This window comes from Polynucleobacter sp. KF022, assembly GCF_027924105.1.
In the GTDB taxonomy this organism is placed as follows: Bacteria; Pseudomonadota; Gammaproteobacteria; order Burkholderiales; family Burkholderiaceae; genus Polynucleobacter.
The window spans coordinates 845,657-868,173 of record NZ_AP026972.1 but is presented as its reverse complement, the minus strand read 5'-3'; the positions used below and the strand labels follow the sequence as shown (position 1 = coordinate 868,173).

Genomic DNA, 22,517 nt, shown 5'->3' with positions numbered 1-22,517 from the left:
TTAGAAGTAAATAAAGGGGCCGCGGCCCCTTTATTTATTTACATCGTCAATACCAGAATTAATCTAGTGATGCGCCGGAGGTTTTAACGATCTTGGCCCAGCGAGCAATATCTTCTTGTAACTGTTTCGCAAATTCAGCTGGAGACATATTTGCAAGCTCTACTCCAGAGGCTTGTAGTTTTTCTCTTAACTCTGGGTTTGCAAGTGTGAGCTGCATCTCCTTTTGCAATTTATCAACCACAGGCTTTGGCGTACCTTTTGGTGCAAACAAGCCAATCCATAAGGATCCAGAGAATCCAGGAACTTTCTCTGAGATAGAAGGTACATCCGGCAAAATGGGTGAGCGCTTAGCAGAGCTGACACCAAGTGCAATGAGTCTTTGTGAGTTGATGTATTGCAGTACAGACGGCAAACTCGCAAAGGCAATTTGTACTTGACCACCTAAAAGATCGTTAAGTGCGGGCGCTACACCTTTGTAAGGAATGTGTTGCAAGGAGATGCCATAGCTCTGATTGAGCATTTCACCAAGGAGGTGGTTTAAGGTGCCATTTCCTGCTGAAGCATATTGATAGGTTTCAGGAGGCTTTGATTTAACCAACTTTAAAAATTCATCCAAGTTCTTGGCTGGGAAGTTAGGATTGACCACCAATACATTAGGTACTGAGCCGATCATTGCCAAAGGCACAAAGTCATTTACGGGATCAAACCCTGGGTTTTTATAAAGCGCAGGGTTAATGGCTTGAGCACTACTAATGGTCATCAAGAGTGTGTAGCCATCTTTAGGAGCATTGACAACAAACTGAGTGCCAATATTACCGCCAGCACCGGGTCGATTTTCGACAATCACCGAAGCTTTCATTTGCTCACCAAGACGCTGGGCTACAACCCGCCCAACAATATCATTTGTCCCACCCGGCGCCTGAGGAACAATAATCGTTATGGGTTTAGTAGGATAAGCAAGCGCTAGGCTAGAGAAAAAACAGAAACAAGTAGCAAACACTAAATGGATGATTCGTTTCACAAGAATCCTTTTTGTAGCGGATGAAAAATTGATGGTACTTAGGATGATGATAATAAAAGTGTTGACCAGGGGCTAGAAATAAATAAAGGGGCCAAAGGCCCCTTTATCTTTAAGTACTTGGCGGAGACGAGAGGATTCGAACCTCCGATCAGAGTTTTAGCCCCGATGCTCCCTTAGCAGGGGAGTGCCTTCGACCAGCTCGGCCACGTCTCCGTACTTCTTACTACAACGCCCCACAGTTTAACGGATAACCGCCTCTGAGGGGTTTATTGCACCTTTTAGCTTACTTCTGATCTAGCTCAAATGCCTTATGCAAGGCACGCACAGCCAATTCCATGTATTTCTCATCAATGACGACTGAGATCTTGATTTCGCTAGTAGAGATCATCAAGATGTTGATGCCCTCTTCCGACAAAGTACGGAACATCTTGCTGGCAATACCAACGTGAGAACGCATACCAACACCCACCACTGAAACCTTAGAAACCTTTGGATCACCAGAGATTTCTTTTGCCTCAATATGTGCTTGCACAGTGTTCTTCAAAATATCTAATGCTTTTTGATAGTCTGCACGTGGCACTGTGAAAGTGAAATCAGTCTTACCTTCAACAGATTGGTTCTGAATAATGATATCCACATCAATATTGGCATCCGCAATCGGGCCAAGGATTTGATAGGCGATACCTGGGCGATCAGGAACCCCAAGAACGGTAATCTTCGCTTCATCACGCGCAAAGGCGATGCCGGAAATAACTGCGGCTTCCATAGTGCTGTCCTCTTCAAATGTAATCAAGGTGCCTGAGCTCATCTCATCAGCTAAAGGCATCAATGGGTCTGTCAAAGAAGACAGAACCCGGGTTTTAACTTTGTACTTACCGGCAAACTCAACTGAACGAATCTGCAATACTTTTGAACCCAAGCTAGCCATTTCTAGCATTTCTTCAAAAGTAATTTTGTCTAAGCGACGGGCATCTTCACAAACACGTGGGTCGGTAGTGTAAACACCATCAACGTCTGTATAGATTAAACACTCATCAGCTTTGAGCGCAGCTGCCATGGCCACTGCTGAAGTGTCAGATCCACCACGACCTAATGTCGTGATATTGCCATCAGGATCAACACCTTGGAATCCAGTAACTACAACTGCACGACCTGCATTGAGGTCTTTGAGAATCTTATCGCTTTCAATACTCTTGATACGTGCCTTCGTAAAAGAAGAATCGGTATGCACAGTTACTTGCCAACCTGCATAGCTAACTGCATCGATGCCCTCACGCATTAGCGCCAGCGCCAATAGGCCAGAACTCACTTGCTCGCCTGTAGAGGCAATTTGATCTAACTCGCGTGGATTTGCATCAGGATTGATTTCTTTTGCAAGGCCAAGCAAGCGATTGGTTTCGCCCGACATGGCTGAAGGTACCACCACCACTTGGTGGCCAGCACGCATCCATTTAGCAACACGCTTAGCAACATTCGCAATGCGCTCAGTTGAGCCCATTGAGGTGCCGCCATATTTATGAACGATAAGAGCCATAAAAACCGTCTATTTAACTATCTATGACAGGGAAATGAATCCCTGAGGGTCTAAAAAGGGCTTATTTTACAGGGTTTTGCACCCATTCTGGGAGGATACGTCGACCAGAGGTGGTTAGATGAGGATAGCTAAGCCCAATACCGGCTACAGCGATCAATTCATCGTTGATATAGAGCAAGGGTGCCTGGCGCTCCCAAGGAGGGATATCGGCCTCCTGGTAGAGGTTTTTGAGGGTTTTACGTGGAGTCTTGGCTTTAATCTGAATCTTCTCCGAGCCTTGGCGCTCCCTAAGATGAATTTGATTATTTGCCTGAGCGCTTTTAACCCAATCGGCAGGCAAGCCCAATTGCTTGGAATTGGCTGGTAATGTCTTTAAAACCCAGCGCCCCTCTTCTGAATTGTCAAGCTGCAACATTCCGCGCCATAGGTAGATTTTTCTTTCATCATGCAACCACTCTAGTTTGGCATCCACTTTAACTTTAGCGAGATCGCGCCACCATGCTTGTAAACGCTCTTGAGATGGCATAGCCAACTGCTGTGTCTGCAACCAATAGCGCAAGACATTATTCGCTGCTGGCAAATCCATTGTTGCTAGCGCCAGTAGCGAATCCACCTTCAACTGACCTTTGCAAATGATGCCTTTGCCATCTTGCTTTGCCAGTCGATTGAGTAAGGTTTGTGCCTCGCTCAATAATTCTGCACTACGCGCCATATTGGCCAATGCTTCTGGCTGAATCTTTTCAAGCGCAGGAATAATTTTCTTACGCACTGCATTGCGACGATATTTGTTGTCTTGATTACTAGGATCTTCGATCCATTTAAGCTGATGTTCTTTGGCATAAGCCTCTAGCTCTTGCCTGCTTTGATTTAGGAGTGGACGCCACAAAGTGATACTTGGAATGCCCGAGATCGCCCTACTTGCTGGCATGCCAGACAAGCCCGCCACGCCAGAGCCTCGCAGGAGCTGTAAGAGTACGGTCTCTGCTTGATCGTTTTGATGGTGTGCAAGGAGGAGATCTTCAATGCCATATTCTTCACAAAGATCGGCAAGCGCTTCATAGCGCCCCGCTCTTGCTCTTGCTTCAACATTACCATTCTCTTGATCTGAGTTGAGATGAAGCAATCGGAAATCAAAATGGATTTTGTATTTTTTAGCGAGCTTCTCGCAAAAGATTAACCAGTCATCTGCCGGTTTTTGTAAACCATGATGAATGTGGAAAGCATAAATTTGATTTTTGGCTTGATTCTTGGTTTGCGCTTTGCAAACGGTATCCAGCAATACAACCGAATCGAGGCCGCCACTCAAGGCAACCGCAATTCGTTTTCCTGGCTTAGGACTTGGCTGTGATTTCCTTGAACTTGCCATAACTCATCAAACGTTCATGACGACGTTCAAGTAAAGCATCTACCTTCATACCATCAAACGTTTTTAAGGATTCAGCAAGTGCTTTGCGCATATTGCTCATCATATTGTCGTAATCACGATGTGCGCCACCAATCGGTTCAGCCACAATCTTGTCAATCAGACCTAAAGCCTTCAAGCGTTGCGCTGTAAGCCCCAACTGCTCAGCCGCCTCTGGGGCCTTATCCGCCGTCTTCCATAGAATGGAAGCACAACCTTCTGGAGAGATCACAGAGTAGGTAGAGTTTTGCAACATCAAGACCACATCACCCATGGCAATTGCTAATGCACCACCCGAACCACCCTCACCAATAATTGTGGCAATGATCGGTACTTCAAGTTCTGCTTGTACGTATAAGTTGCGGCCAATCGCTTCTGACTGGTTACGTTCCTCTGCATCAATACCAGGGAATGCACCTGGCGTATCTACAAAAGTGAAAACTGGAATACCAAACTTTTCTGCGAGGCGCATCAGGCGCATTGCTTTGCGATAGCCCTCAGGACGGCTCATACCAAAGTTTCGCAGAGCACGCTCTTTAGTATCGCGACCTTTTTGATGGCCAATCACCATGCAAGGTTGATTTTCAAAACGGGCTAGGCCACCGATGATCGATTGATCATCTGCAAAAGTACGGTCACCATGTAATTCGTGGAAATCCGTAAATAATGCGCCAACATAATCTAAGGTATATGGACGCTGTGGATGACGCGCCACTTGAGAAACCTGCCAAGGAGTGAGATTGGCGTAAACATCTTTTGTGAGCTGCTGACTTTTTTCAGCGAGCGTTTTGATCTCATCGGAGATATCTACCGATGACTCATCTTGTACAAAACGCAGCTCTTCAATCTTTGACTCTAATTCGGCGATTTGCTGCTCAAAATCCAGGAAAGTCGTTTTCATAGTTTGATTTTAATATTCAACCGGGATTGGGTCGATACTTCTCCACATATACCAGGTGGCAACCGTACGCCACGGGGCCCAATTGGCAGCCACCTCGCGGGCTTCATGGCGGCTGACAGGCTCCCCACTGAAGTAATTGAGGGAAATGGCCTTAATGAGGCCGACATCGTCCAAAGGGAGAATATCGGGCCTGATCATATTGAAAATGAGGAACATTTCGGCGGTCCAGCGGCCAATACCCCGAATTGAGCTTAATTCCTTAATAACGCTCTCATCGTCCATATCTTTCCACTGATTGGCATGGAGACGACCGGAATCGAAGTGGTCCGCTAGGTCTCGGATGTACTCCACCTTGCGTCCGGACATTCCAGCACCGCGTAACTCCTCTACTGAGAGTGCTAGGATATTTTTCGGGGTGACCTTCTTTTTACTAGCTGCAACCACCCTATTCCAAACGGATTGTGCAGCCGCTACAGAAATCTGTTGGCCAACAATCGCTCGCGCCAAAGTATTAAATGGATCGCCGCGGGTGACTAAAAAGCCCGAGCCATATTTGGGAATGAGTTTCTTGAGAATGCGGTCTTGCTTCATCAATTCTTTGCAAGCTTGCTCCCAATATTCTGGGGCCACTTCTTCAAGAATCGGTTCCGCTTTTACTGCTTTACCTGATTTTTCATTAACTACTGTCATTAAGCCCTACGCCATTCTGTTAAGCCGCCGGGTTTATCTTCCAAAACAATACCTTGCTCTAGCAAGGTTTTGCGAATCAAGTCTGCCTTAGCAAAGTCTTTGGCTTGCTTAGCGGCAATACGTGCAGCAATTTGCTCTTCAATTTGCTCAGGGCTTAGGCTATCTTGATCTTTAGAGCCCGCCTGTAAGAAGGCAGTAGGGTCACGTTGCAAGAAATTCAATGCCGCGCCAAGAGCCTTCAATGTATTAGCAAGTAATTGCTTCTCTTCGCCTTGCGCACGATTAACTTCACTAGCCAAGTCAAACAAGACCGCAATCGCTTCTGGTGTATTGAAGTCATCATTCATTGCATCAGCAAAACGTTTGGCCCAGGGATTATTCGGGTCTAACTTGATTACTTGAGCCTTTGGAGCTTGAGCTAAGGCGGTATAGAGGCGCGCCAATCCAGAGCGAGCTTCTTCGAGCTGTGAGTCACTGTAATTAATGGGACTGCGGTAATGCGCCTTCAACATGAAAAAGCGTAACACTTCAGGATCAAAGCTTTTGAGCACATCTTTTATTAAGAAGAAGTTGCCCAGTGACTTTGACATCTTTTCTTCATTGACCCGAATGTGCCCGTTATGCATCCAGTAATTTACAAATGGAGCATCATCTTCTTTGCGATCTTTACCATACAAAGCGCCTTCGCTTTGGGCAATTTCATTTTCGTGGTGCGGGAACTGCAAGTCAGCGCCGCCACCATGAATATCAAAGTGCTCGCCCAATAGATCACAAGACATTGCAGAGCATTCGATATGCCAACCAGGACGGCCTTCGCCCCAAGGGGATTTCCAGCGTGTATCTGCGGGCTCCTCAGGTTTGGCACTTTTCCACAAAACAAAGTCTAGTGGATCGCGCTTGCCATCACCGATCGCTACGCGTTCACCAGCATTTAATTCATCCAGCGTTTTGCCAGATAGTTGACCGTAACGTGGTAACAAGCGCACTGCGAAATTCACATCGCCATCATTTGCTTGATAGGCCAATTCATTTTCAATAAGCTTGCCGATCATGTCTTGCATTTGTCCGATGTAATCCGTAGCACGCGGCTCTTGATCGGGATGCATTAAACCTAACTCATCGGAGTCAGCATGCATGGCATCAATAAAGCGATTAGTTAATGCGGATATGGGCTCGCCATTCTCAATCGCGCGGTTAATGATCTTGTCATCAATATCAGTGATATTGCGTACATAAAGCACTTCGTAGCCACTAGCCCTAAGCCAGCGAACCACCATGTCAAAGACAATCATGACCCTGGCATGCCCAATATGGCAAAAGTCATAAACCGTCATGCCGCAGACGTACATCTTCACCTTGCCCGGCACAATGGGCTTAAAGACCTGTTTAGAACGGCTAAGGGTGTTATAGATTTGCAGCATAGGGCTATAAAGGTGGGGCAAGTAGCGCCAATTTGTTAGACTGAGCGCTGAGTATATCGAATGAGCCCGTTTCGCACCCCTTCCCCTATGCCCCACAACGCCCCAGCGCCACGCCTCACCTTGAATAGGGTCCTGACCCCCGCTTTTGCCGCATTGGCATGTATGGCTTTTGTAACGGGCTGCAGTACACCCGCCCAACAGCGTGCGGATTCGGAGATTCGGGCCTTAAACACTCAAGAAATGAGCTCCCCTCAAGCTGCACCCCAACCCTATCTGGGTGGCTATAGCCCAACCGATCCTCCAAGACTTTCTGCCGACATGGGCTATGACCCATTGAACCCAGAATTGTCTGAGACTGTGGGAGTGCCGTTTTTATCCTTCTTGATTATTGAACCGGATCCCATTAGCAAGAATGCAGTGCCATCAGATGTAGAAAAACTCATCAAGGCACGTAAATATCAAGATGCAGTTACACAAATTAATGCTGATCTGAAAAAGACTCCTCGTAATGTGCAAATACGTTTTGTGAAAGCACGCTTGCAAATTGAGATGCGTCAATTTGATCAAGCCAAAAAGACTTTGATTGAAATCACACAACAATTTCCGGAGCTTCCAGAACCCTATAACAACCTTGCAGCGATTGCGGCAAACCAAGGTCAGTGGATTGAGGCCAGAGACTATTTAGAGCTCGCTCTCAAATTACGACCAAGCTATGCGATTGCTTCGGCCAATCTAGGTGAAATCTATATACGCCTTGGTGCACAAGCCTATGAAGACGCCGCCAAGAATGCGACACTGAATCAACGTCAATACACCAATCGCGCTAAGGCGCTCTTAGATGTATTAAAGCCTCCAGCAAAACGTCCGGTTAATCGCGCAGTGAATCCTGCAATCAATCCTTCCACTAACTCTCCAGAAAGCAAATCTAACAATGGCGAAAGTACTCTTAAAAACCAATAAGGGTGACATCACCCTCTCCCTTGATGCTGCTAAAGCACCTAAAAGCGTTGCCAACTTTTTGCAGTATGTAAAAAGTGGCCACTACGATGGGACTATCTTCCATCGCGTTATCGATAACTTTATGATTCAAGGTGGCGGCATGTCTGCTGGCATGAAACAAAAGCCAACTGGCGCAGAAATTGAAAACGAAGCAACTAATGGCTTGAAGAATGATCGCTACACCGTGGCGATGGCTCGCACTAGCGACCCACATTCTGCAACTGCTCAATTCTTTATTAACGTGAATGACAATGACTTCTTAAACCATACCGCCCCTAATGCTCAGGGCTGGGGTTATGCCGTATTTGGCAAAGTCACTGATGGCATGGATGTTGTAGACACCATTCGTAAAGTGAAAACTGGAAGCTCCGGATTTCATCAGGATGTGCCGACTGAAGATGTTGTGATTGAGAAGGCGACCGTTCTCGAGGAATGATTCCGCATCACGCGAGCGCCCTGCTCATATCAGATTTACACCTCACGCCGTCAATGCCCTTGACGGCGCAACGCTTTTTTGACTTCTGTGAAAAAGAAGCTCCAAAAGTTGAGGCTGTATTTATTCTGGGTGACTTATTTGAATATTGGGTGGGTGATGACGCTACTGCTCACTCCCCATTTCAGCAAGAAGTACAGCGTGCAATCGCGCATCTTTCTACCAAAATAAAAACGTATTATCTGCATGGCAATCGTGATTTTTTAATCGGTCAAAGCTTTATTAAAAAGACTGGCATGACACTATTGCAAGATCCAAGCCCTGTGGATATCGCATCGCAAAAGTGGGTCTTAGCCCATGGCGATGCTTTATGTACTGCAGATGTTGGCTATCAAGTCTTTCGAGGCTGGGTAAGAAAGCCTTGGATACAAAAAATCTTCTTGAGCATGCCTCTCAATTGGCGCAAGGGTATTGCTCAGCATCTTCGTAGCAATAGCCACGCCCAATATCAGCAAACGCAGCATTCCAGCTCACATCAACTTAAGATGGATGTAACGCGAGAAGCATGTGCTGCAATTTTGAGAGATCAATCTGGCGATCAATTGATTCATGGGCATACCCACTTACCAAGACATCATGAAGAGTCTCTAGGTACCCAGAATTGGCAACGCTGGGTTTTATCAGACTGGGATCTTGATCACCCGGAGAGCGGTCGGCCTAGAGCAAGTGCACTACTGATTGATAATGCCGGCGCTCGCTATATCGACCTGATTAAAAACTAAACAGGTCGACTGCTCAGTCTAATTCTTTAATTAAGAAGCAGAGTATTTGGAAAGTGTTTGCACCATCTGCGCAAAGATGCGTGGATTGGCTGCCATGACTTCGCCGCTCTTCAGAAAGCCTTCTTCACCGCGATAGTTCCCAATCAAACCGCCTGCTTCAGTAATAAGCAAGGCGCCCGCAGCCATATCCCATGGCTTGAGATCACTCTCAAAGAAACCATCGTAACGACCTGCTGCTACGTATGCTAAATCTAAAGAAGCTGCGCCAGGACGACGCAAACCTGCACATTGACGTGACATCTCACCAAAGATTTTTAAATACTTTTCCAAATCTTGATCTTCACGATAAGGAAAGCCTGTGCCTAATAAAGAGTTAGCTAAACGATCTTGCGTGGCAACCCGTAAACGCCGACGATCTAAATAAGCACCGGCACCACGAGTAGCTGTAAATAATTCATCACGCGTTGGGTCATATACAACTGCTTGTTGCGTTACGCCATTGACTGCTAATGCAATCGACACTGCGTACTGAGGAAAACCGTGAATGAAATTCGTTGTGCCATCTAACGGATCGATGATCCAGACATTTTCTGCATCAGCATTACGCTCACCTGTTTCTTCAGCCAAAAATCCATGGGATGGATAGGCTTCGCTGAGCGTTTCAATGATGGCCGCTTCTGCGGCTTTGTCCACCTCGGTTACAAAATCGTTGTGTTGCTTACGGTCAACCTGTAAGCGCTCCAAATTTAAGGAGGCACGATTAATCACAGTTCCAGCGCGACGGGCGGCCTTTACGGCCACATTTAACATGGGATGCATAGTATTGATGGACAAATTAAATAAGAACAAGCCCCTTGTAATGCCTACAACTAGGGTAAATTGCATGACAATACGAAGCTAACAGATTGATTCTAAACGATTAGCGTCCATTGCCCCCTATTAACCATGCCACAGCGCCTTGATGAATACCGAAATTTCTGAATTACTCCGCTGGGTTTTAGTGGAAACCAGCCACCCCGGCAACGTGGGCTCAGCCGCTCGCGCCCTGAAAACGATGGGTTTTAGCGATCTCAGGCTGATTAATCCTAAGGTCAAGGGCATAGCCACTAATCCTGATGCTATTGCCCTAGCAAGCGGTGCTGGAGATGTTCTAGAAAAGTCCATTGAGAGCGACTCCTTAAGCTCGACCGTAGAGGGATGCACTCTGGTTTTGGGTCTTACCAGCCGTGACCGAGAATTTGGGCCCCCTGCGATCGATTGGGAATCAGCACGATCTCTCATTGGTGACACAGTCCAAGAAGGCAGAAAAGTAGCCCTCCTTTTTGGTCCGGAAAGAACGGGTCTAGATAATGACCATTTGGCTTTGTGTACCCACAGAGTCTGGCTAGACGCTAACCCAGACTATCCTTCCCTCAATCTTGCCCAAGCCCTCATGGTCTGTGCATACGGCCTCAGAGAGACGCTGGTACGCAATGCCGGGGGGTGCAACTCTTTAGCCAACCGCGAAGAAATGGCAGATTTTGCCGACCCTGCAGCTGTTGCTGCCATGCTAGATCACTGGCGCGAAGGATTAGAGGCAATCGGCTATTTAGACCCCGCCAACCCTAAGAAACTCATGCCACGTATACAGGCGCTATTTGCCCGCAGCCGTCTTCATAAGGAAGAAATAGACCTTCTGCGAGGGATCGCAAAACAGATGCTCCTGAGAAAATAAGCGCATCCCGTTAAAATCAAACCATGTCAAATCCTTTCTTCGACCAAGTCGACTCCATCATTGCCAGAGACCCAGCTGCTCGGAACCGTCTTGAGGTCATTACTTGCTATCAAGGCCTGCATGCAGTTTGGTTGCATCGCGTCTCTCACTTTTTATGGAATCTCGGCCTGAAATGGATCGCGCGCGTACTCTCAATGTTTTCGCGCTTTTTGACTGGCATTGAAATTCATCCAGGCGCGAAGATTGGTCGTCGAGTATTTCTCGATCACGGCCTTGGTATTGTGATTGGCGAGACTACTGAAATTGGCGATGATTGCACCATCTATCAGGGCGTAACTTTAGGTGGCACATCGCTTTACAAAGGTATTAAGCGCCACCCTACTTTGGGTAAAGGTGTTGTAGTGAGTGCTGGCGCAAAAGTGCTTGGTGGCTTCACTGTGGGTGATGGTGCGCGCGTTGGATCGAATGCTGTTGTGCTTAAAGAGATTCCAGCAGGCGCTACTGCAGTTGGTATTCCTGCACGCATCTTGCATCCAGATTTACCGCAAAGCGCTGATAGTAAAACCAAAGAGTATTTCTCTGCTTATGGCATCACACCCAATATTGATGACCCTGTATCCATGGCCTTAAAAGGTTTGATTGATGCAACGATTGAGCAAGAAGCCAAAATTGCAGCGCTGGAAAAAGCCCTTGCTAAGTTAAACAACACTCCAGGCGGTATAGATGCTGGCTCAAGCGATACTAAGCGTGATCTTGATGCCATCAAAGAATGGCTGAAGGAATAGATTTAATCAGCCCTCTAAAGCAAAAAAGGAATAGCGCACTATTCCTTTTTTTATTTGCAGTAGCTTATTAATGCAGAGTACGTGGGCCCGCGTTGTTATCACCTAATACGCCACCTGGAAACTCTTCATCGTCATCACCATCATCGTCATTAGGCATGCCAAATGAAAAACTCTCGCCACCTTCTGGATGACGATTCTCAATCTCATCATCAGTAGCAGCTCGGACATCTTCAACTTGTACCCAAAAACGTAAAGCCATTCCCGCTAAGGGATGGTTACCATCGAGCACCACTTGATTATCTGCAACATCGGTAACGGTATAAATCAATGGCTCATCATCGACATCATCTGCAGCCGCATCCTCTTCGGCATCAGGCACACCTTCAAATTGCATACCAACCTCTAAAGGCTCCGGAAAGCGTGTGCGTGGTTCAATTTTCAAAAGCTCAGGATCGTACTCTCCAAATGCCTCATTAGGCTCTAACTGGATCGTGGCTTCATAGCCAATATCCTGTCCATCGAGCAAAGTTTCAATTTTTGGAAAAGTACCCTCATAGCCACCGTGCAGGTATACCATCGGAGAATCTGGTTCTTCGATTACATTATTTTGTGCGTCGGTTAGCCTATAGCGAAGGGATACGATGGTATTTTTTTCAATCTTCATGCGGAATTTGTCGAACATTCGGTTTTAATCAGTTTCTAAAAGCATTTATTTCTTTATGACATCATTTTACTTGAGCAAGCCCTATCAACCGCCCCAAGCGCCCGCAAAGCTGCCTTTGGGCGAGTCCTGGGCCCTATTTGGTGGGATTAGCCCAGATCAGTTCATGGCACAGTATTGGCACAAAAAGCCTCTGCTGATCCGCAAGGCGATTCCGGCTTTTGCCCTATCCGCCGAAAATGGCGAACCGCTTGACAGCCCCATACCAGCAAAGGAATTACTGCAATTTGCATCCAAGGATGAGGTGGAGTCCCGATTAGTCAAAGCGAAACCTTGGAGCTTTGAGCATGGTCCATTCTCCAAGCAAGCTATTCCTGCAATAGACAAACCCAACTGGACTTTGTTGTTTCAAGGCATGGAAGCGCATCATCCAGCCGCGGCAAAAATACTGTCTTGGTTTCGCTTCATTCCAGATGCTCGCCTTGATGATTTGATGATTAGTATTGCCGGAATTGGCGGTGGTGTTGGGCCTCACTTTGATTCATATGATGTCTTTCTGATTCAAATGTCAGGCAGAAGACAATGGCAGATTTCAGCGCAAAAGGATTTAAGCCTTAATCCCAAATTGCCTCTGAAAATTTTGCAGCACTTTAAGCCCGAACAACAATGGATTCTGGAACCCGGTGACATGCTGTATTTACCGCCGCATATTGCGCATGATGGCATTGCCCTCGATCCTGGTTGCCAAACATGGTCTGTTGGATTTCGTTCTCCCAGCTTTAAAGAGTTACTACAAGAAGGCTTGTGGCGTTTAGCTGAGTCTCTTGAGGACATACCAGGATTGGATCAAAAATTTGCAGACCCAAAACAAATGGCCACCCTTAACGCCGAGCAATTACCAAACGAACTTATTGAGCAACTGAGCAAGAAACTGAAAGATCTGAAGCTTGATCAAATTGATGGTTTTTTACCCGGTATTACAGCTTATTTATCCGAACCCAAACAACAAGCCATCTTTGAAGCACCAGAAAACCCCCTGAACCCCAAACAGTTTGCTAAAACGCTTGAGGCCAACACCCTCATTCCTCATCCGCAAACCCGTATTTTGAACCTCAAGACGCAGGTGTATTGCAACGGGGAAAATATGACCAAGGGGCAAAGTCTGGCTACTGTAAGAGCCTGGCAGAAGCTGGCGGCACTTAAAAAGCTCCAGGCAAAACTACAAGGTCTTGATAAATCTAGTCTTTATGAAGCCTACTTAGCCGGATGGGTGATTTTTCAGTAGTGAATTTCGAGATGGATATAATAAATACTGGATACTACCTAGGGACTATCCCTTGGTTTTTCCAGAAAACAATTACCGGTAATTGTTGTTAATTTTTTTAAAGGAATTTACAAATGAAGAAGTCACTCGTACTCGCTGCTATGTTAGCAATCGCCTTGGCCGCTTGCGGTAAAAAAGAAGAAGCAAAGCCTGTTGAAGCCGCTCCTGCTGCTGCTCCAGCTGCTCCTGCTGCTGAAGCTCCTGCTGCCGCTCCTGCTGCACCAGCTGCTGCTCCTGCTGCTGACGCTAAGAAGTAATCTTCTTCATGAAGAAAAAAAGCCGCTGAAAAGCGGCTTTTTTATTTGCATTAAATCGCCTTACTTCGTCAGTTGATCAGTTAACAAAGTCAACAACTGGAAGCCAGCAGGTGTATTTTCAGGTTTGCCATCTGCATTTTGTACATACACATTGGCAGAATTCTCACCCGTGCTCTTCACAATCACCTGATACTTTTTAGCCTTCAGACTAGAGTCATCTTTGCTACTAAACAGATTTGAGAAGAATCCTTTGGTATCACCCAAGTCTTTTGGATTAACGTAGCGCACAAAGTAAACACCAGCGGTACGGTTACGATCTTCTACTGTAAAGTTTGAGCGGTCCAAAGCTAAACCAACATCGCGCCAAGAACGATCAAAACTCGCACTCAGTTCGATATAGCCCTGGTTAGGACCTTCTTGAACAAACTTCGCTTTAGGAGTCTTAGGACCAAGCGGCGCCGCAACCATTGCCTTCGCCTGCTCTTGCGTCATTCCCAAACGTTCCATGAGGCGCTGCAAAAATACTGCCTCAAGCTCTGGATCATTGGGGCGCGCAGTCCAAATGGTGTACAAACAGTTACCAGTGGTATCGGAGACGCACTTCTCTAAAGCGCCCTTTTGAGTAATATAAATTTCAGTTTCATTTGGCTTGGCAACTTCCAAACGGGTTTTATATTTATCCCGCTCACCAGTATCCGCTATTGAGTCTAAGACCTTATTCAGCGTTGATCGAATCCAGTCTTGCTGAATCTTCGCGCGATTTTCTGCCCAATCGGTTTCCATAATGCCGGTAGATGGTGAGTCAACTACCAACAAGAAACCATTCTCTTGCCAGAAATCTTTAACTTGTGGATATAACTCAGCAGCAGGTTTTTCGACAACCAACCAACGTCTTTCACCATCTCGCGCAATACGCATGCCTGGAATACCAGTCATCACATTACTTCTCATCTGTATAGACTTCTTGGCGGCAGCATTGTATTCGGACATCGTAGCTGTACCGTCTTGAACAATATAGCGACGATCTGCTTGGGCAGTAATTAAGTCAGGTGGATACGATAAATTTGGACCGCGTACTGCACCAGCACTCTTGTAGTCAACCGTATCGCTACTGGTCACTGACTTACATGAAGTTAACGCAACCGATGCAATCGAGAGCAAAGCCAAGATCGATAAATATCGACGGATTAATGGAAGCAAATTCATCATAATAAGTTGGCCTGTTTTAAAGCTGCCTTTAACGGCTCACGTAGGGAATTGCTTAAGGGAGTTAGCGGCAAACGAATGCCGGCAGTAATTTTGCCCATCTCATGCAGAGCCCATTTAACCGGGATCGGATTTGCTTCTGTAAACATGGCTTTGTGAACTGCAATCAATTGATATTGAATTTCACGAGTACGCTTTACATCATCCGACATGGCGGCAACGCAGAGCTCATGCATTAAACGAGGCGCAATGTTGGCGGTAACTGAAATATTTCCTTTGCCACCCATCAACATCAGCATTGCAGCAGTGAGATCATCACCAGAAAACACGGAGAAGTCTTGATGACCGGCGCGCTTGAGATCATTCATTAACAAAGTGCCACGCTCCAAGCTACCGGTAGCTTCTTTAATGCCGATAATGCCTGGCACACCGGCCAAACGAACAACAGTATCGCCATTCAAATCAGCAACCGTTCTTCCAGGAACGTTATACAAAATAACTGGCAGATCTACTGACTCAGCAATCTTTTTAAAATGGGCATACATACCATCTTGGGTAGGTTTGTTGTAGTACGGAACTACTTGCAAGCTGGCATCTGCGCCTACTTGCTTCGCGTATTTGGTTAGCTCAATTGCTTCAATCGTAGAGTTGCCACCAGTACCAGCAATCACCGGAATGCGTCCAGCAATCTGCTCGACTGTTACGCGGATGAGTTCGCAATGCTCTTCAACAGAAACTGTAGGAGATTCACCGCTGGTGCCAACAATTACAATTCCGTCAGTGCCTTCAGCGACATGCCAATCCAATAAGGAGCGCAGACTTTTGTAATCTAAGCTGCCATCTTCAAACATCGGGGTAACAATAGCGGGCATGCTGCCAGCGATGGGCTTTTTACTACCTTTGGAATGAGCTGTATTTGTCACCGAATATGCACCGATTTTTAGCTGTCTTAACCCTGAAATTGTAACGGAATGCGCTGTTTTAGCTCACCTTTTACAGCGCATAGGCGCTGAACCATAGCTGGTTTGGGCTCATCCACATAAATATCCTCATAAGCCACTACTTTAAGCTCGTGGCGGGCTGCAAATGCGAGCAATTCCCCAGGATTAAGAAGGAAATTTGGGTTCGAAGGCTTACCAAATTCCCCATTACCCAGGGCAAAGGTTTCATAGATTAAGACGCCCCCTGCTTGCAGCATTTTGGGTAGTTTGTCTAAATGTGGCCGATACAGGTAATTGGTTACAACAATAGCGCTGAAATTACTCCCTATGAGGGGCCAATCCGCTTGTTCAAGATCGCAACTCTGAAGAGAAATCAGCGGATGGTTTAAAGACTCTATTGCTGCAAGATTTTGGTCAACTGCCAATACCTGGTGGCCTGCATTTGCCAGCCACTCTGAATGACGCCCAGATCCACAGGCAAGATCCAAAACAACACCATCCTTTGGAATGAGCGGGGAAAACCGCTTCACCCAAGCAGATGCATTGGAAATCACATCATGGGCATTAGGCAAGATTAATCCTCAATCGTAAGCCAGTCCCATAGACTCGCGAACCTCACGCATGGTTTCTTGAGCAACCTTACGTGCCTTATCGCAACCATCAGCAATGATGGAGCGTAACAAACTAGGATCATCTAAATACTTCTGCGCACGCTCAAACATGGGTTGCTGCTCAGCCAGGATCGCATCAATAACAGGCTGCTTGCACTCCAGGCAGCCAATGCCAGCGGATTTACAACCCTTATCTACCCACTGCTTAGTCTCCTCATTAGAGTAGACGGTATGCAGCTGCCAAACCGGGCAACGTGCTGGGTCACCAACGTCGGATCTACGAACGCGAGCAGGATCTGTAGGCATCGTGCGAATCTTCTTAATCACATCCTCCGGATTTTCACGAATACTAATCGTATTGCCATAGGACTTGGACATCTTCTGTCCATCAATACCAGGCATGCGAGAGGCCGTAGTCAATAATGCTTGTGGTTCAGGCAGGATAATTTTGCGAGCACCCTCCAAGAAGCCAAAGAGTCTCTCGCGGTCAGCCATAGATAGGCTTTGCGCTTCTTGCAGCAATGCTTTTGCTTGCTCTAGAGCTTCGTCATCTCCACGCTCCTGAAAAGCAACGCGTAATTCGGCGTACATCTTGGCGCGTTTGCTTCCTAATTTTTTAACAGCTTCTAATGCTTTTTCTTCAAAGCCAGGCTCACGGCCATACAAGTAATTAAAGCGACGGGCTACTTCACGAGTCATCTCTACGTGGGGCACCTGGTCTTCGCCTACAGGAACAAACTGAGCGCGATAGATCAATATATCTGCGGCTTGGAGCAATGGATAGCCCAAGAAACCATAGGTTTGCAGGTCTTTTTCTTTGAGCTTTTCGATCTGATCTTTATAGGTAGGCACGCGTTCCAACCAACCCAATGGAGTACCCATTGAAAGCAATAAAAACAGTTCGGCATGTTCAGGCACTTTGCTTTGAATAAACAAAGTGGCTTGGTTTGGATCTACGCCAGTTGCCAACCAATCAATCACCATATCCCATACGGATTGCTCAATTACATCTGGGGTTTCATAGTGGGTAGTTAATGCATGCCAATCGGCTACAAAAAAGAAACAGGGGTATTCAGACTGCAAACGTACCCAGTTCTTTAAAACACCGTGGTAGTGACCTAAGTGCAAATTACCGGTTGGGCGCATACCAGAGAGAACGCGTTCAGCAAACATCTGTATTTTTTTCTATGTGATTAATTATTTAGTGGAAGGCAGACCATACTGGAGTCAGGTGGTCTGGTAAGTGTGGCAAATTACCTAAGTCAATGTGGCTCTCATTCGGGTCATGAAAGTCTGAACCGCGAGATGCTAAAAAACCATACTGCTGAGCAATCTTTGCAAAAGTTTTATATTGATCTGGACTGTGACTACCGGTAATCACCTCAATCGCCAGGCCGCCAAGATCTTTAAAGTGCTTGTAGAGCTCGTCCATCTGCATTGCATTCAATCTACTGTAACGACCGGGATGGGCAATAACAGCCACACCCCCTGCCGACTTAATCCAGTGAACTGCATTATCCAAGTTCGCCCACTGATGCGGGACATATCCCGGCTTTCCTTCAATTAAGTAATTCTTGAATACATGTTCAGTATTGCGGCATACGCCCTGCTCTACTAAAAAACGTGCGAAGTGAGTTCTAGAAATTAAGTCGTGGTTACCTGCGAAATGCAGTGCCCCTTCATAAGCACCCGCAATACCGACTTTGAGTAATTGCTCGGCCATCAGTTTGGCGCGATTCGCGCGACCATCTCGCGTTTGACGCAAACCTTCAATAATTCCAGCATGCTCTGCATCAATTCCAAGGCCGACTATGTGAATGGTCTCACCCATCCAGGTGACAGAAATTTCTACTCCAGAAAGGTAATCAATTTTTAATGTGCTAGCTGCCTCTCGGGCACGCTTCTGGCCGCCCAACTCGTCATGGTCAGTCAGGGCCCACAAATGCACTCCATTTGCTTTGGCGCGCTCGGCCAATTCTTCGGGCGTCAAAGTACCGTCAGAAATCACTGAATGGCAATGCAAATCTGCATTTAGGGGTGAAAAGCTGCTCATGACCCTATTTTAGGTCAAGCTGGTATCAATTACCCGACGCGGCGCGTCGAGGTAGTCACGAGACTGCATCTCGATCAAACGGGACACGGTTCTGGAGAATTCAGCGGTAATTTGACCCTCGGTATACAAATCCGGGGCTGGAACCTCAGCAGAAATGATGAGCTTGATCTTATGGTCGTAAAGGACATCAATGAGCCAAATAAAACGACGGGCCTCATTAGTCATTCTGGGTGGCATATAGGGCACCCCTGACAGAATGACTGTATGAAACTGGTTAGCAATCTCCAGGTAATCATTTTGAGAGCGTGGACCGCAGCACAGAGTTTTGAAGTCAAACCAGACCACACCGTCTGCCATGTGTAAGGGTCGCAGTTCACGGGACTCAATATTGAGTACAGGATTACGGGTCTCCTTTTGATTGCCAATGAGTGTTTGAAACATTTGTCCTAGCGTTGCTTGGGTCTCGGCATTGACGGGTGTTAGGTAAGCCTCCACTTGGGCCATCTGCACGCGGCGGTAATCATTGCCTGCGTCCACATTGAGCACGTCAAGCTTTTCTTCAAGTAGCTTGATGGCAGGAATCAATCGATCACGATGTAAACCATTGGGATATAGCTGATCTGGGCGATAGTTAGATGTCATCACAAACTGCACGCGATCAGCAAAGAGAGCGCTAAGAAGGCGATACAGAATCATCGCATCGGCAATGTCGTTAATATGAAACTCATCGAAACAAATCAAGCGATAACGATTCGAGATGCGCTTAGCTAATTCATCTAGCGGATCTGCTAGGCCTGATAGCTCATGGAGCTCACGATGGACTTCGCGCATGAACTCATGAAAATGAATACGGATCTTTTTTTCTAGTGGCGAAGCTGCATAAAAGCAGTCCATTAAGAAAGACTTGCCGCGTCCTACCCCACCCCATAAATACAGACCACGTGGGAGATTCGGCTTGAATATCTTTTTCTTTAGGGTATTACTGCGGATTTCCTTGTATGCAATCCACTCGTCTTCGCATTTCTGTAGACGCTCTACAGCGCGAAGCTGCGCGGGATCACTCTGATACCCGCGCGTCTTTAACTCTTGTTGGTAAAACTCAATGGTTTTCAATTACATATTTAATGCACGTGAGTCTGTCGCTAACGCTGCTTCGCGCATCACTTCAGACAAACTTGGATGTGCATGACAGATACGAGCAATATCTTCTGCTGCTGCTTTGAATTCCATAGCTACTGCTGCTTCAGCAATGAGGTCAGAAGCATTAGCACCGATGATATGAACGCCAAGGATCTCATCTGTCTTAGCATCAGCCAATACTTTGATGAAACCATCAGCACGACCCATGCCTAATGCACGGCCGTTAGCAGCAAATGGGAATTGACCTGCTTTATAAGCAACACCAGCTTCCTTGAGCGCTTGCTCTGTTTTACCAACCCATGCAATCTCAGGATCGGTATAAATAACCCAAGGAATGCAGTTGTAATCGATATGTGGTTTTTGACCAGCAATCACCTCAGCAACTAAGACACCTTCGTCTTCTGCTTTGTGTGCCAACATTGGTCCACGCACTACGTCACCAACGGCGTACACGCCAGGTGCTGCAGTAGCGCAAGTGTGGTCATCAATAGGAATGAAACCACGCTCATCCACTTTGAGGCCAATCTTGTCTAAACCTAATTTGTCAGTGTTTGGTACGCGACCCACTGAAACAATTAAGCGATCACATTCCAACTTAGCAGCTTTACCAGCGCTGTCAGTGTAATTAACTACTACACCTTTCTTATCAGCCTTCACATCGCCAATTTTGACGCCAGTATTAATGCTCAAGCCTTGTTTTGCAAAAAGCTTCTGCGCTTCTTTAGCGATACCTGCGTCGCAAGCAGCTAAGAATGAAGGCATTGCTTCCAGCACGGTTACTTCAGCACCGAGACGACGCCATACAGAACCTAACTCTAAGCCAATAACGCCTGCACCAATTACGCCTAATTTCTTAGGGGCAGAATCAAACTTCAAGGCGCCTTCGTTATCGCAAATCAATACGTTATCTACAGCGATACCTGGAAGATGACGCGCCTTAGAACCAGTTGCAATGATGACATTCTTTGCAGTAACGGTTTCTTTGTCTTTGCCATCAATCTTCACTTGATAACCATCAGCGCCCTTGCCTTCAAATGACGCATGGCCTTTTAACAAAGTGATTTTGTTCTTGCGGAACAAGTACTGAATACCACCAGTCATCTTGGTAACGATGTCATCTTTGCGGGCGATCATCTTCTTAGAGTCGATGCTAACTGCACCCACTTTAATTCCGTGATCAGCAGCATGATGATTGATCTTCTCGAATTCCTCAGAAGAGGCCAACAAGGCCTTAGAAGGAATACAACCAACGTTCAAGCATGTGCCACCTAAACGTGGCTCACCCTTAGGATCATCATAAGAACTAGATTCAGCACAGGCAACCTTAAAACCGAGTTGCGCTGCACGAATTGCGGCGATGTAGCCACCAGGGCCACCACCAATAACTACTACGTCAAAAGCTTGGCTCATGATCTTCCCTTCTTACAAATCAAGGAGAAGACGTGAAGGATCTTCCAACGCATCCTTCATGGCAACCAAACCAAGCACAGCCTCACGGCCGTCAATGATGCGGTGATCGTATGACAAAGCAAGGTAGTTAATTGGGCGAACAACTACTTGACCGTTTTCAACAACAGCACGGTCTTTAGTAGCGTGAATACCCAAAATTGCAGATTGCGGTGGGTTGATGATCGGCGTAGAAAGCATGGAGCCGAATACGCCACCGTTAGAGATGGAGAATGTACCGCCTGTCAATTCTTCAATAGACAACTTACCTTCGCGAGCTTTAGTGCCGAACTCAGCAATCTTCTTCTCGATATCAGCCAAATTCATTTGGTCAACGTCACGCAAAATTGGAACTACCAATCCACGTGGCGAGCTCACAGCGATACCGATATCAAAGTAACCGTGGTAAACGATGTCATTACCGTCAACAGAAGCATTCAAAAGTGGGAATTTCTTCAAAGCGTGTGTCGCTGCTTTTACGAAGAAAGACATGAAGCCTAACTTCACGCCATGAGTTTTCTCAAACTGGTCTTTGTACTTATTACGCAAAGCAATCACTGGACCCATGTTGACTTCATTGAAAGTAGTCAAGATGGCATTGTTCGCCTGTGACTCAAGCAAACGCTCAGCAATCCGAGCGCGCAAGCGGCTCATTGGAACGCGCTCTTCTGGACGATCGCCCATTGGAATTGGTGCGCTTGGCAATGCAGCAGACTTAGCGCCACCTGCAGAAGCATTCAATGCATCACCTTTAGTGATACGACCATCTCGCCCAGAACCGGCAACTTGACCAGCATCGACACCCTTCTCAGCAAGAATTTTTGCAGCTGAAGGAGCTGCGGCTGCGCCAGCTTTAGCTGCAGGAGCGGCTGCTTTTGCCGGTGCTGCGGCTGCAGGAGCAGCAGCTGGTGCAGGTGCGGCAGCAGCAGGAGCTGCAGCTGCAACAGCAGTGCTATCAATCTTTGCAATTAATTGCTCAGCAACCACAGTACCGCCGTCAGCAACAACGATCTCTGTGAGCACGCCAGCTGATGGAGCTGGTACTTCGAGTACCACTTTATCTGTTTCGATTTCGATCAAGATCTCGTCTTGACCAACAGCGTCGCCAACCTTCTTTTTCCATTGCAACAAAGTTGCTTCAGCAACTGACTCTGAGAGTTGGGGAACTTTAACTTCGAAAATAGCCATGATTAATC

The 22,517-nt window shown here is 46.6% G+C and carries 23 protein-coding genes and 1 tRNA gene; 7 read left to right on the top strand and 17 right to left on the bottom strand.

The annotated features are described in order from the left end of the window. Positions 1 to 58 precede the first annotated feature (58 nt). The 7 genes from PKF022_RS04550 to cysS form a co-directional block, all read right to left on the bottom strand. Positions 59 to 1,012 carry a tripartite tricarboxylate transporter substrate binding protein gene (locus PKF022_RS04550; protein ID WP_281777470.1) on the bottom strand — a complete coding sequence of 318 codons (954 nt, stop codon included), beginning with the start codon at positions 1,010 to 1,012 and terminating at the stop codon, positions 59 to 61. 127 nt (positions 1,013 to 1,139) lie between these two features. Further along, a tRNA-Ser gene (locus PKF022_RS04545) sits at positions 1,140 to 1,234 on the bottom strand. A gap of 70 nt (positions 1,235 to 1,304) precedes the next feature. Continuing rightward, positions 1,305 to 2,555: an aspartate kinase gene (locus tag PKF022_RS04540; protein WP_281777387.1), complete on the bottom strand. Its 1,251-nt coding sequence runs from the start codon at positions 2,553 to 2,555 to the stop codon at positions 1,305 to 1,307. Between the two features lie 61 nt (positions 2,556 to 2,616). Continuing rightward, positions 2,617 to 3,921: a tRNA lysidine(34) synthetase TilS gene (tilS, locus tag PKF022_RS04535; protein WP_281777386.1), complete on the bottom strand. Its 1,305-nt coding sequence runs from the start codon at positions 3,919 to 3,921 to the stop codon at positions 2,617 to 2,619. Then, the gene (locus PKF022_RS04530; protein ID WP_215361765.1) at positions 3,887 to 4,858 is read right to left on the bottom strand and encodes an acetyl-CoA carboxylase carboxyltransferase subunit alpha; all 972 of its coding nucleotides are present in this window, start codon (positions 4,856 to 4,858) and stop codon (positions 3,887 to 3,889) included. Before PKF022_RS04530 ends, tilS begins: the two co-directional genes overlap by 35 nt. 9 nt (positions 4,859 to 4,867) lie before the next feature. Then, positions 4,868 to 5,548, bottom strand: a complete 681-nt coding sequence (locus PKF022_RS04525; protein ID WP_281777385.1) for a DNA-3-methyladenine glycosylase — start codon at positions 5,546 to 5,548, stop codon at positions 4,868 to 4,870. Then, a complete protein-coding gene (cysS, locus tag PKF022_RS04520) occupies positions 5,548 to 6,969 on the bottom strand; it encodes a cysteine--tRNA ligase (protein WP_281777384.1) in 1,422 nt (473 codons plus the stop codon). Before cysS ends, PKF022_RS04525 begins: the two co-directional genes overlap by 1 nt. 60 nt (positions 6,970 to 7,029) lie before the next feature. Between cysS and PKF022_RS04515 the strand changes: the two genes are divergently transcribed. The 3 genes from PKF022_RS04515 to PKF022_RS04505 are packed head-to-tail and all read left to right on the top strand — an operon-like array spanning position 7,030 to position 9,183. Further along, positions 7,030 to 7,929, top strand: a complete 900-nt coding sequence (locus PKF022_RS04515) for a tetratricopeptide repeat protein (protein ID WP_281777383.1) — start codon at positions 7,030 to 7,032, stop codon at positions 7,927 to 7,929. After that, entirely contained in the window at positions 7,901 to 8,404 is a 504-nt protein-coding gene (locus PKF022_RS04510; RefSeq protein WP_216231731.1) for a peptidylprolyl isomerase, read from the top strand. Before PKF022_RS04515 ends, PKF022_RS04510 begins: the two co-directional genes overlap by 29 nt. Beyond that, positions 8,401 to 9,183 (top strand): UDP-2,3-diacylglucosamine diphosphatase, encoded by a 783-nt coding sequence (locus tag PKF022_RS04505; protein ID WP_281777382.1) that lies wholly within the window; start codon positions 8,401 to 8,403, stop codon positions 9,181 to 9,183. The genes PKF022_RS04510 and PKF022_RS04505 overlap by 4 nt, the downstream gene beginning before the upstream one ends. Before the next feature lie 30 nt (positions 9,184 to 9,213). Here the strand turns inward: PKF022_RS04505 and PKF022_RS04500 are convergent, their stop codons facing one another. Continuing rightward, positions 9,214 to 10,002: an inositol monophosphatase family protein gene (locus PKF022_RS04500; RefSeq protein ID WP_216231983.1), complete on the bottom strand. Its 789-nt coding sequence runs from the start codon at positions 10,000 to 10,002 to the stop codon at positions 9,214 to 9,216. Between the two features lie 142 nt (positions 10,003 to 10,144). Between PKF022_RS04500 and PKF022_RS04495 the strand changes: the two genes are divergently transcribed. After that, a complete protein-coding gene (locus PKF022_RS04495; RefSeq protein ID WP_281777469.1) occupies positions 10,145 to 10,897 on the top strand; it encodes an RNA methyltransferase in 753 nt (250 codons plus the stop codon). Positions 10,898 to 10,920: 23 nt separating this feature from the next. Continuing rightward, entirely contained in the window at positions 10,921 to 11,682 is a 762-nt protein-coding gene (gene cysE / locus PKF022_RS04490) for a serine O-acetyltransferase (protein WP_281777381.1), read from the top strand. Between the two features lie 67 nt (positions 11,683 to 11,749). On the opposite strand, the gene PKF022_RS04485 is transcribed toward cysE, so the two are convergent. Then, the gene (locus PKF022_RS04485; protein ID WP_281777380.1) at positions 11,750 to 12,346 is read right to left on the bottom strand and encodes a peptidylprolyl isomerase; all 597 of its coding nucleotides are present in this window, start codon (positions 12,344 to 12,346) and stop codon (positions 11,750 to 11,752) included. Positions 12,347 to 12,401: 55 nt separating this feature from the next. Here PKF022_RS04485 and PKF022_RS04480 point away from each other — a divergent pair, with 55 nt between their 5' ends. Next, a complete protein-coding gene (locus PKF022_RS04480) occupies positions 12,402 to 13,628 on the top strand; it encodes a cupin domain-containing protein (protein WP_281777379.1) in 1,227 nt (408 codons plus the stop codon). A 113-nt stretch (positions 13,629 to 13,741) separates the two neighbouring features. Continuing rightward, positions 13,742 to 13,924, top strand: coding sequence for a hypothetical protein (locus PKF022_RS04475; protein WP_216231726.1), 183 nt, complete (start codon positions 13,742 to 13,744; stop codon positions 13,922 to 13,924). Positions 13,925 to 13,984: 60 nt separating this feature from the next. On the opposite strand, the gene bamC is transcribed toward PKF022_RS04475, so the two are convergent. The 8 genes from bamC to odhB form a co-directional block, all read right to left on the bottom strand. After that, positions 13,985 to 15,130, bottom strand: coding sequence for an outer membrane protein assembly factor BamC (bamC, locus tag PKF022_RS04470; protein WP_281777468.1), 1,146 nt, complete (start codon positions 15,128 to 15,130; stop codon positions 13,985 to 13,987). Next, complete coding sequence (gene dapA, locus PKF022_RS04465) at positions 15,130 to 16,002, bottom strand: 4-hydroxy-tetrahydrodipicolinate synthase (RefSeq protein WP_281777378.1); 873 nt, start codon at positions 16,000 to 16,002, stop codon at positions 15,130 to 15,132. The genes bamC and dapA overlap by 1 nt, the downstream gene beginning before the upstream one ends. Before the next feature lie 77 nt (positions 16,003 to 16,079). After that, positions 16,080 to 16,643, bottom strand: a complete 564-nt coding sequence (locus PKF022_RS04460) for a class I SAM-dependent methyltransferase (RefSeq protein WP_281777377.1) — start codon at positions 16,641 to 16,643, stop codon at positions 16,080 to 16,082. A gap of 9 nt (positions 16,644 to 16,652) precedes the next feature. Then, positions 16,653 to 17,855 (bottom strand): tryptophan--tRNA ligase, encoded by a 1,203-nt coding sequence (locus PKF022_RS04455; RefSeq protein ID WP_281777376.1) that lies wholly within the window; start codon positions 17,853 to 17,855, stop codon positions 16,653 to 16,655. Between the two features lie 28 nt (positions 17,856 to 17,883). Continuing rightward, positions 17,884 to 18,735, bottom strand: a complete 852-nt coding sequence (locus PKF022_RS04450) for a 3',5'-nucleoside bisphosphate phosphatase (RefSeq protein ID WP_281777375.1) — start codon at positions 18,733 to 18,735, stop codon at positions 17,884 to 17,886. 9 nt (positions 18,736 to 18,744) lie between these two features. Continuing rightward, positions 18,745 to 19,848 (bottom strand): cell division protein ZapE, encoded by a 1,104-nt coding sequence (gene zapE / locus PKF022_RS04445; RefSeq protein WP_281777374.1) that lies wholly within the window; start codon positions 19,846 to 19,848, stop codon positions 18,745 to 18,747. Next, the gene (gene lpdA, locus PKF022_RS04440) at positions 19,849 to 21,285 is read right to left on the bottom strand and encodes a dihydrolipoyl dehydrogenase (RefSeq protein ID WP_216231722.1); all 1,437 of its coding nucleotides are present in this window, start codon (positions 21,283 to 21,285) and stop codon (positions 19,849 to 19,851) included. Between the two features lie 12 nt (positions 21,286 to 21,297). Next, positions 21,298 to 22,509, bottom strand: coding sequence for a 2-oxoglutarate dehydrogenase complex dihydrolipoyllysine-residue succinyltransferase (gene odhB / locus PKF022_RS04435; RefSeq protein WP_216244677.1), 1,212 nt, complete (start codon positions 22,507 to 22,509; stop codon positions 21,298 to 21,300). Positions 22,510 to 22,517: the final 8 nt, after the last annotated feature.

What these genes read in the sequence shown, in the direction of transcription:
- tilS (WP_281777386.1), bottom strand. Translation starts at nt 3,921, where the DNA reads ATGGCAAGTTCAAGGAAATCACAGCCAAGTCCTAAGCCAGGAAAACGA.
- dapA (WP_281777378.1), bottom strand. Translation starts at nt 16,002, where the DNA reads ATGCCCGCTATTGTTACCCCGATGTTTGAAGATGGCAGCTTAGATTAC.
- PKF022_RS04515 (WP_281777383.1), top strand. Translation starts at nt 7,030, where the DNA reads ATGAGCCCGTTTCGCACCCCTTCCCCTATGCCCCACAACGCCCCAGCG.
- PKF022_RS04455 (WP_281777376.1), bottom strand. Translation starts at nt 17,855, where the DNA reads ATGTTTGCTGAACGCGTTCTCTCTGGTATGCGCCCAACCGGTAATTTG.
- PKF022_RS04475 (WP_216231726.1), top strand. Translation starts at nt 13,742, where the DNA reads ATGAAGAAGTCACTCGTACTCGCTGCTATGTTAGCAATCGCCTTGGCC.
- PKF022_RS04505 (WP_281777382.1), top strand. Translation starts at nt 8,401, where the DNA reads ATGATTCCGCATCACGCGAGCGCCCTGCTCATATCAGATTTACACCTC.
- cysE (WP_281777381.1), top strand. Translation starts at nt 10,921, where the DNA reads ATGTCAAATCCTTTCTTCGACCAAGTCGACTCCATCATTGCCAGAGAC.
- PKF022_RS04510 (WP_216231731.1), top strand. Translation starts at nt 7,901, where the DNA reads ATGGCGAAAGTACTCTTAAAAACCAATAAGGGTGACATCACCCTCTCC.
- PKF022_RS04450 (WP_281777375.1), bottom strand. Translation starts at nt 18,735, where the DNA reads ATGAGCAGCTTTTCACCCCTAAATGCAGATTTGCATTGCCATTCAGTG.
- PKF022_RS04480 (WP_281777379.1), top strand. Translation starts at nt 12,402, where the DNA reads ATGACATCATTTTACTTGAGCAAGCCCTATCAACCGCCCCAAGCGCCC.
- PKF022_RS04530 (WP_215361765.1), bottom strand. Translation starts at nt 4,858, where the DNA reads ATGAAAACGACTTTCCTGGATTTTGAGCAGCAAATCGCCGAATTAGAG.
- PKF022_RS04525 (WP_281777385.1), bottom strand. Translation starts at nt 5,548, where the DNA reads ATGACAGTAGTTAATGAAAAATCAGGTAAAGCAGTAAAAGCGGAACCG.
- bamC (WP_281777468.1), bottom strand. Translation starts at nt 15,130, where the DNA reads ATGAATTTGCTTCCATTAATCCGTCGATATTTATCGATCTTGGCTTTG.
- PKF022_RS04495 (WP_281777469.1), top strand. Translation starts at nt 10,145, where the DNA reads ATGAATACCGAAATTTCTGAATTACTCCGCTGGGTTTTAGTGGAAACC.
- PKF022_RS04540 (WP_281777387.1), bottom strand. Translation starts at nt 2,555, where the DNA reads ATGGCTCTTATCGTTCATAAATATGGCGGCACCTCAATGGGCTCAACT.
- cysS (WP_281777384.1), bottom strand. Translation starts at nt 6,969, where the DNA reads ATGCTGCAAATCTATAACACCCTTAGCCGTTCTAAACAGGTCTTTAAG.
- odhB (WP_216244677.1), bottom strand. Translation starts at nt 22,509, where the DNA reads ATGGCTATTTTCGAAGTTAAAGTTCCCCAACTCTCAGAGTCAGTTGCT.
- PKF022_RS04500 (WP_216231983.1), bottom strand. Translation starts at nt 10,002, where the DNA reads ATGCATCCCATGTTAAATGTGGCCGTAAAGGCCGCCCGTCGCGCTGGA.
- PKF022_RS04485 (WP_281777380.1), bottom strand. Translation starts at nt 12,346, where the DNA reads ATGAAGATTGAAAAAAATACCATCGTATCCCTTCGCTATAGGCTAACC.
- lpdA (WP_216231722.1), bottom strand. Translation starts at nt 21,285, where the DNA reads ATGAGCCAAGCTTTTGACGTAGTAGTTATTGGTGGTGGCCCTGGTGGC.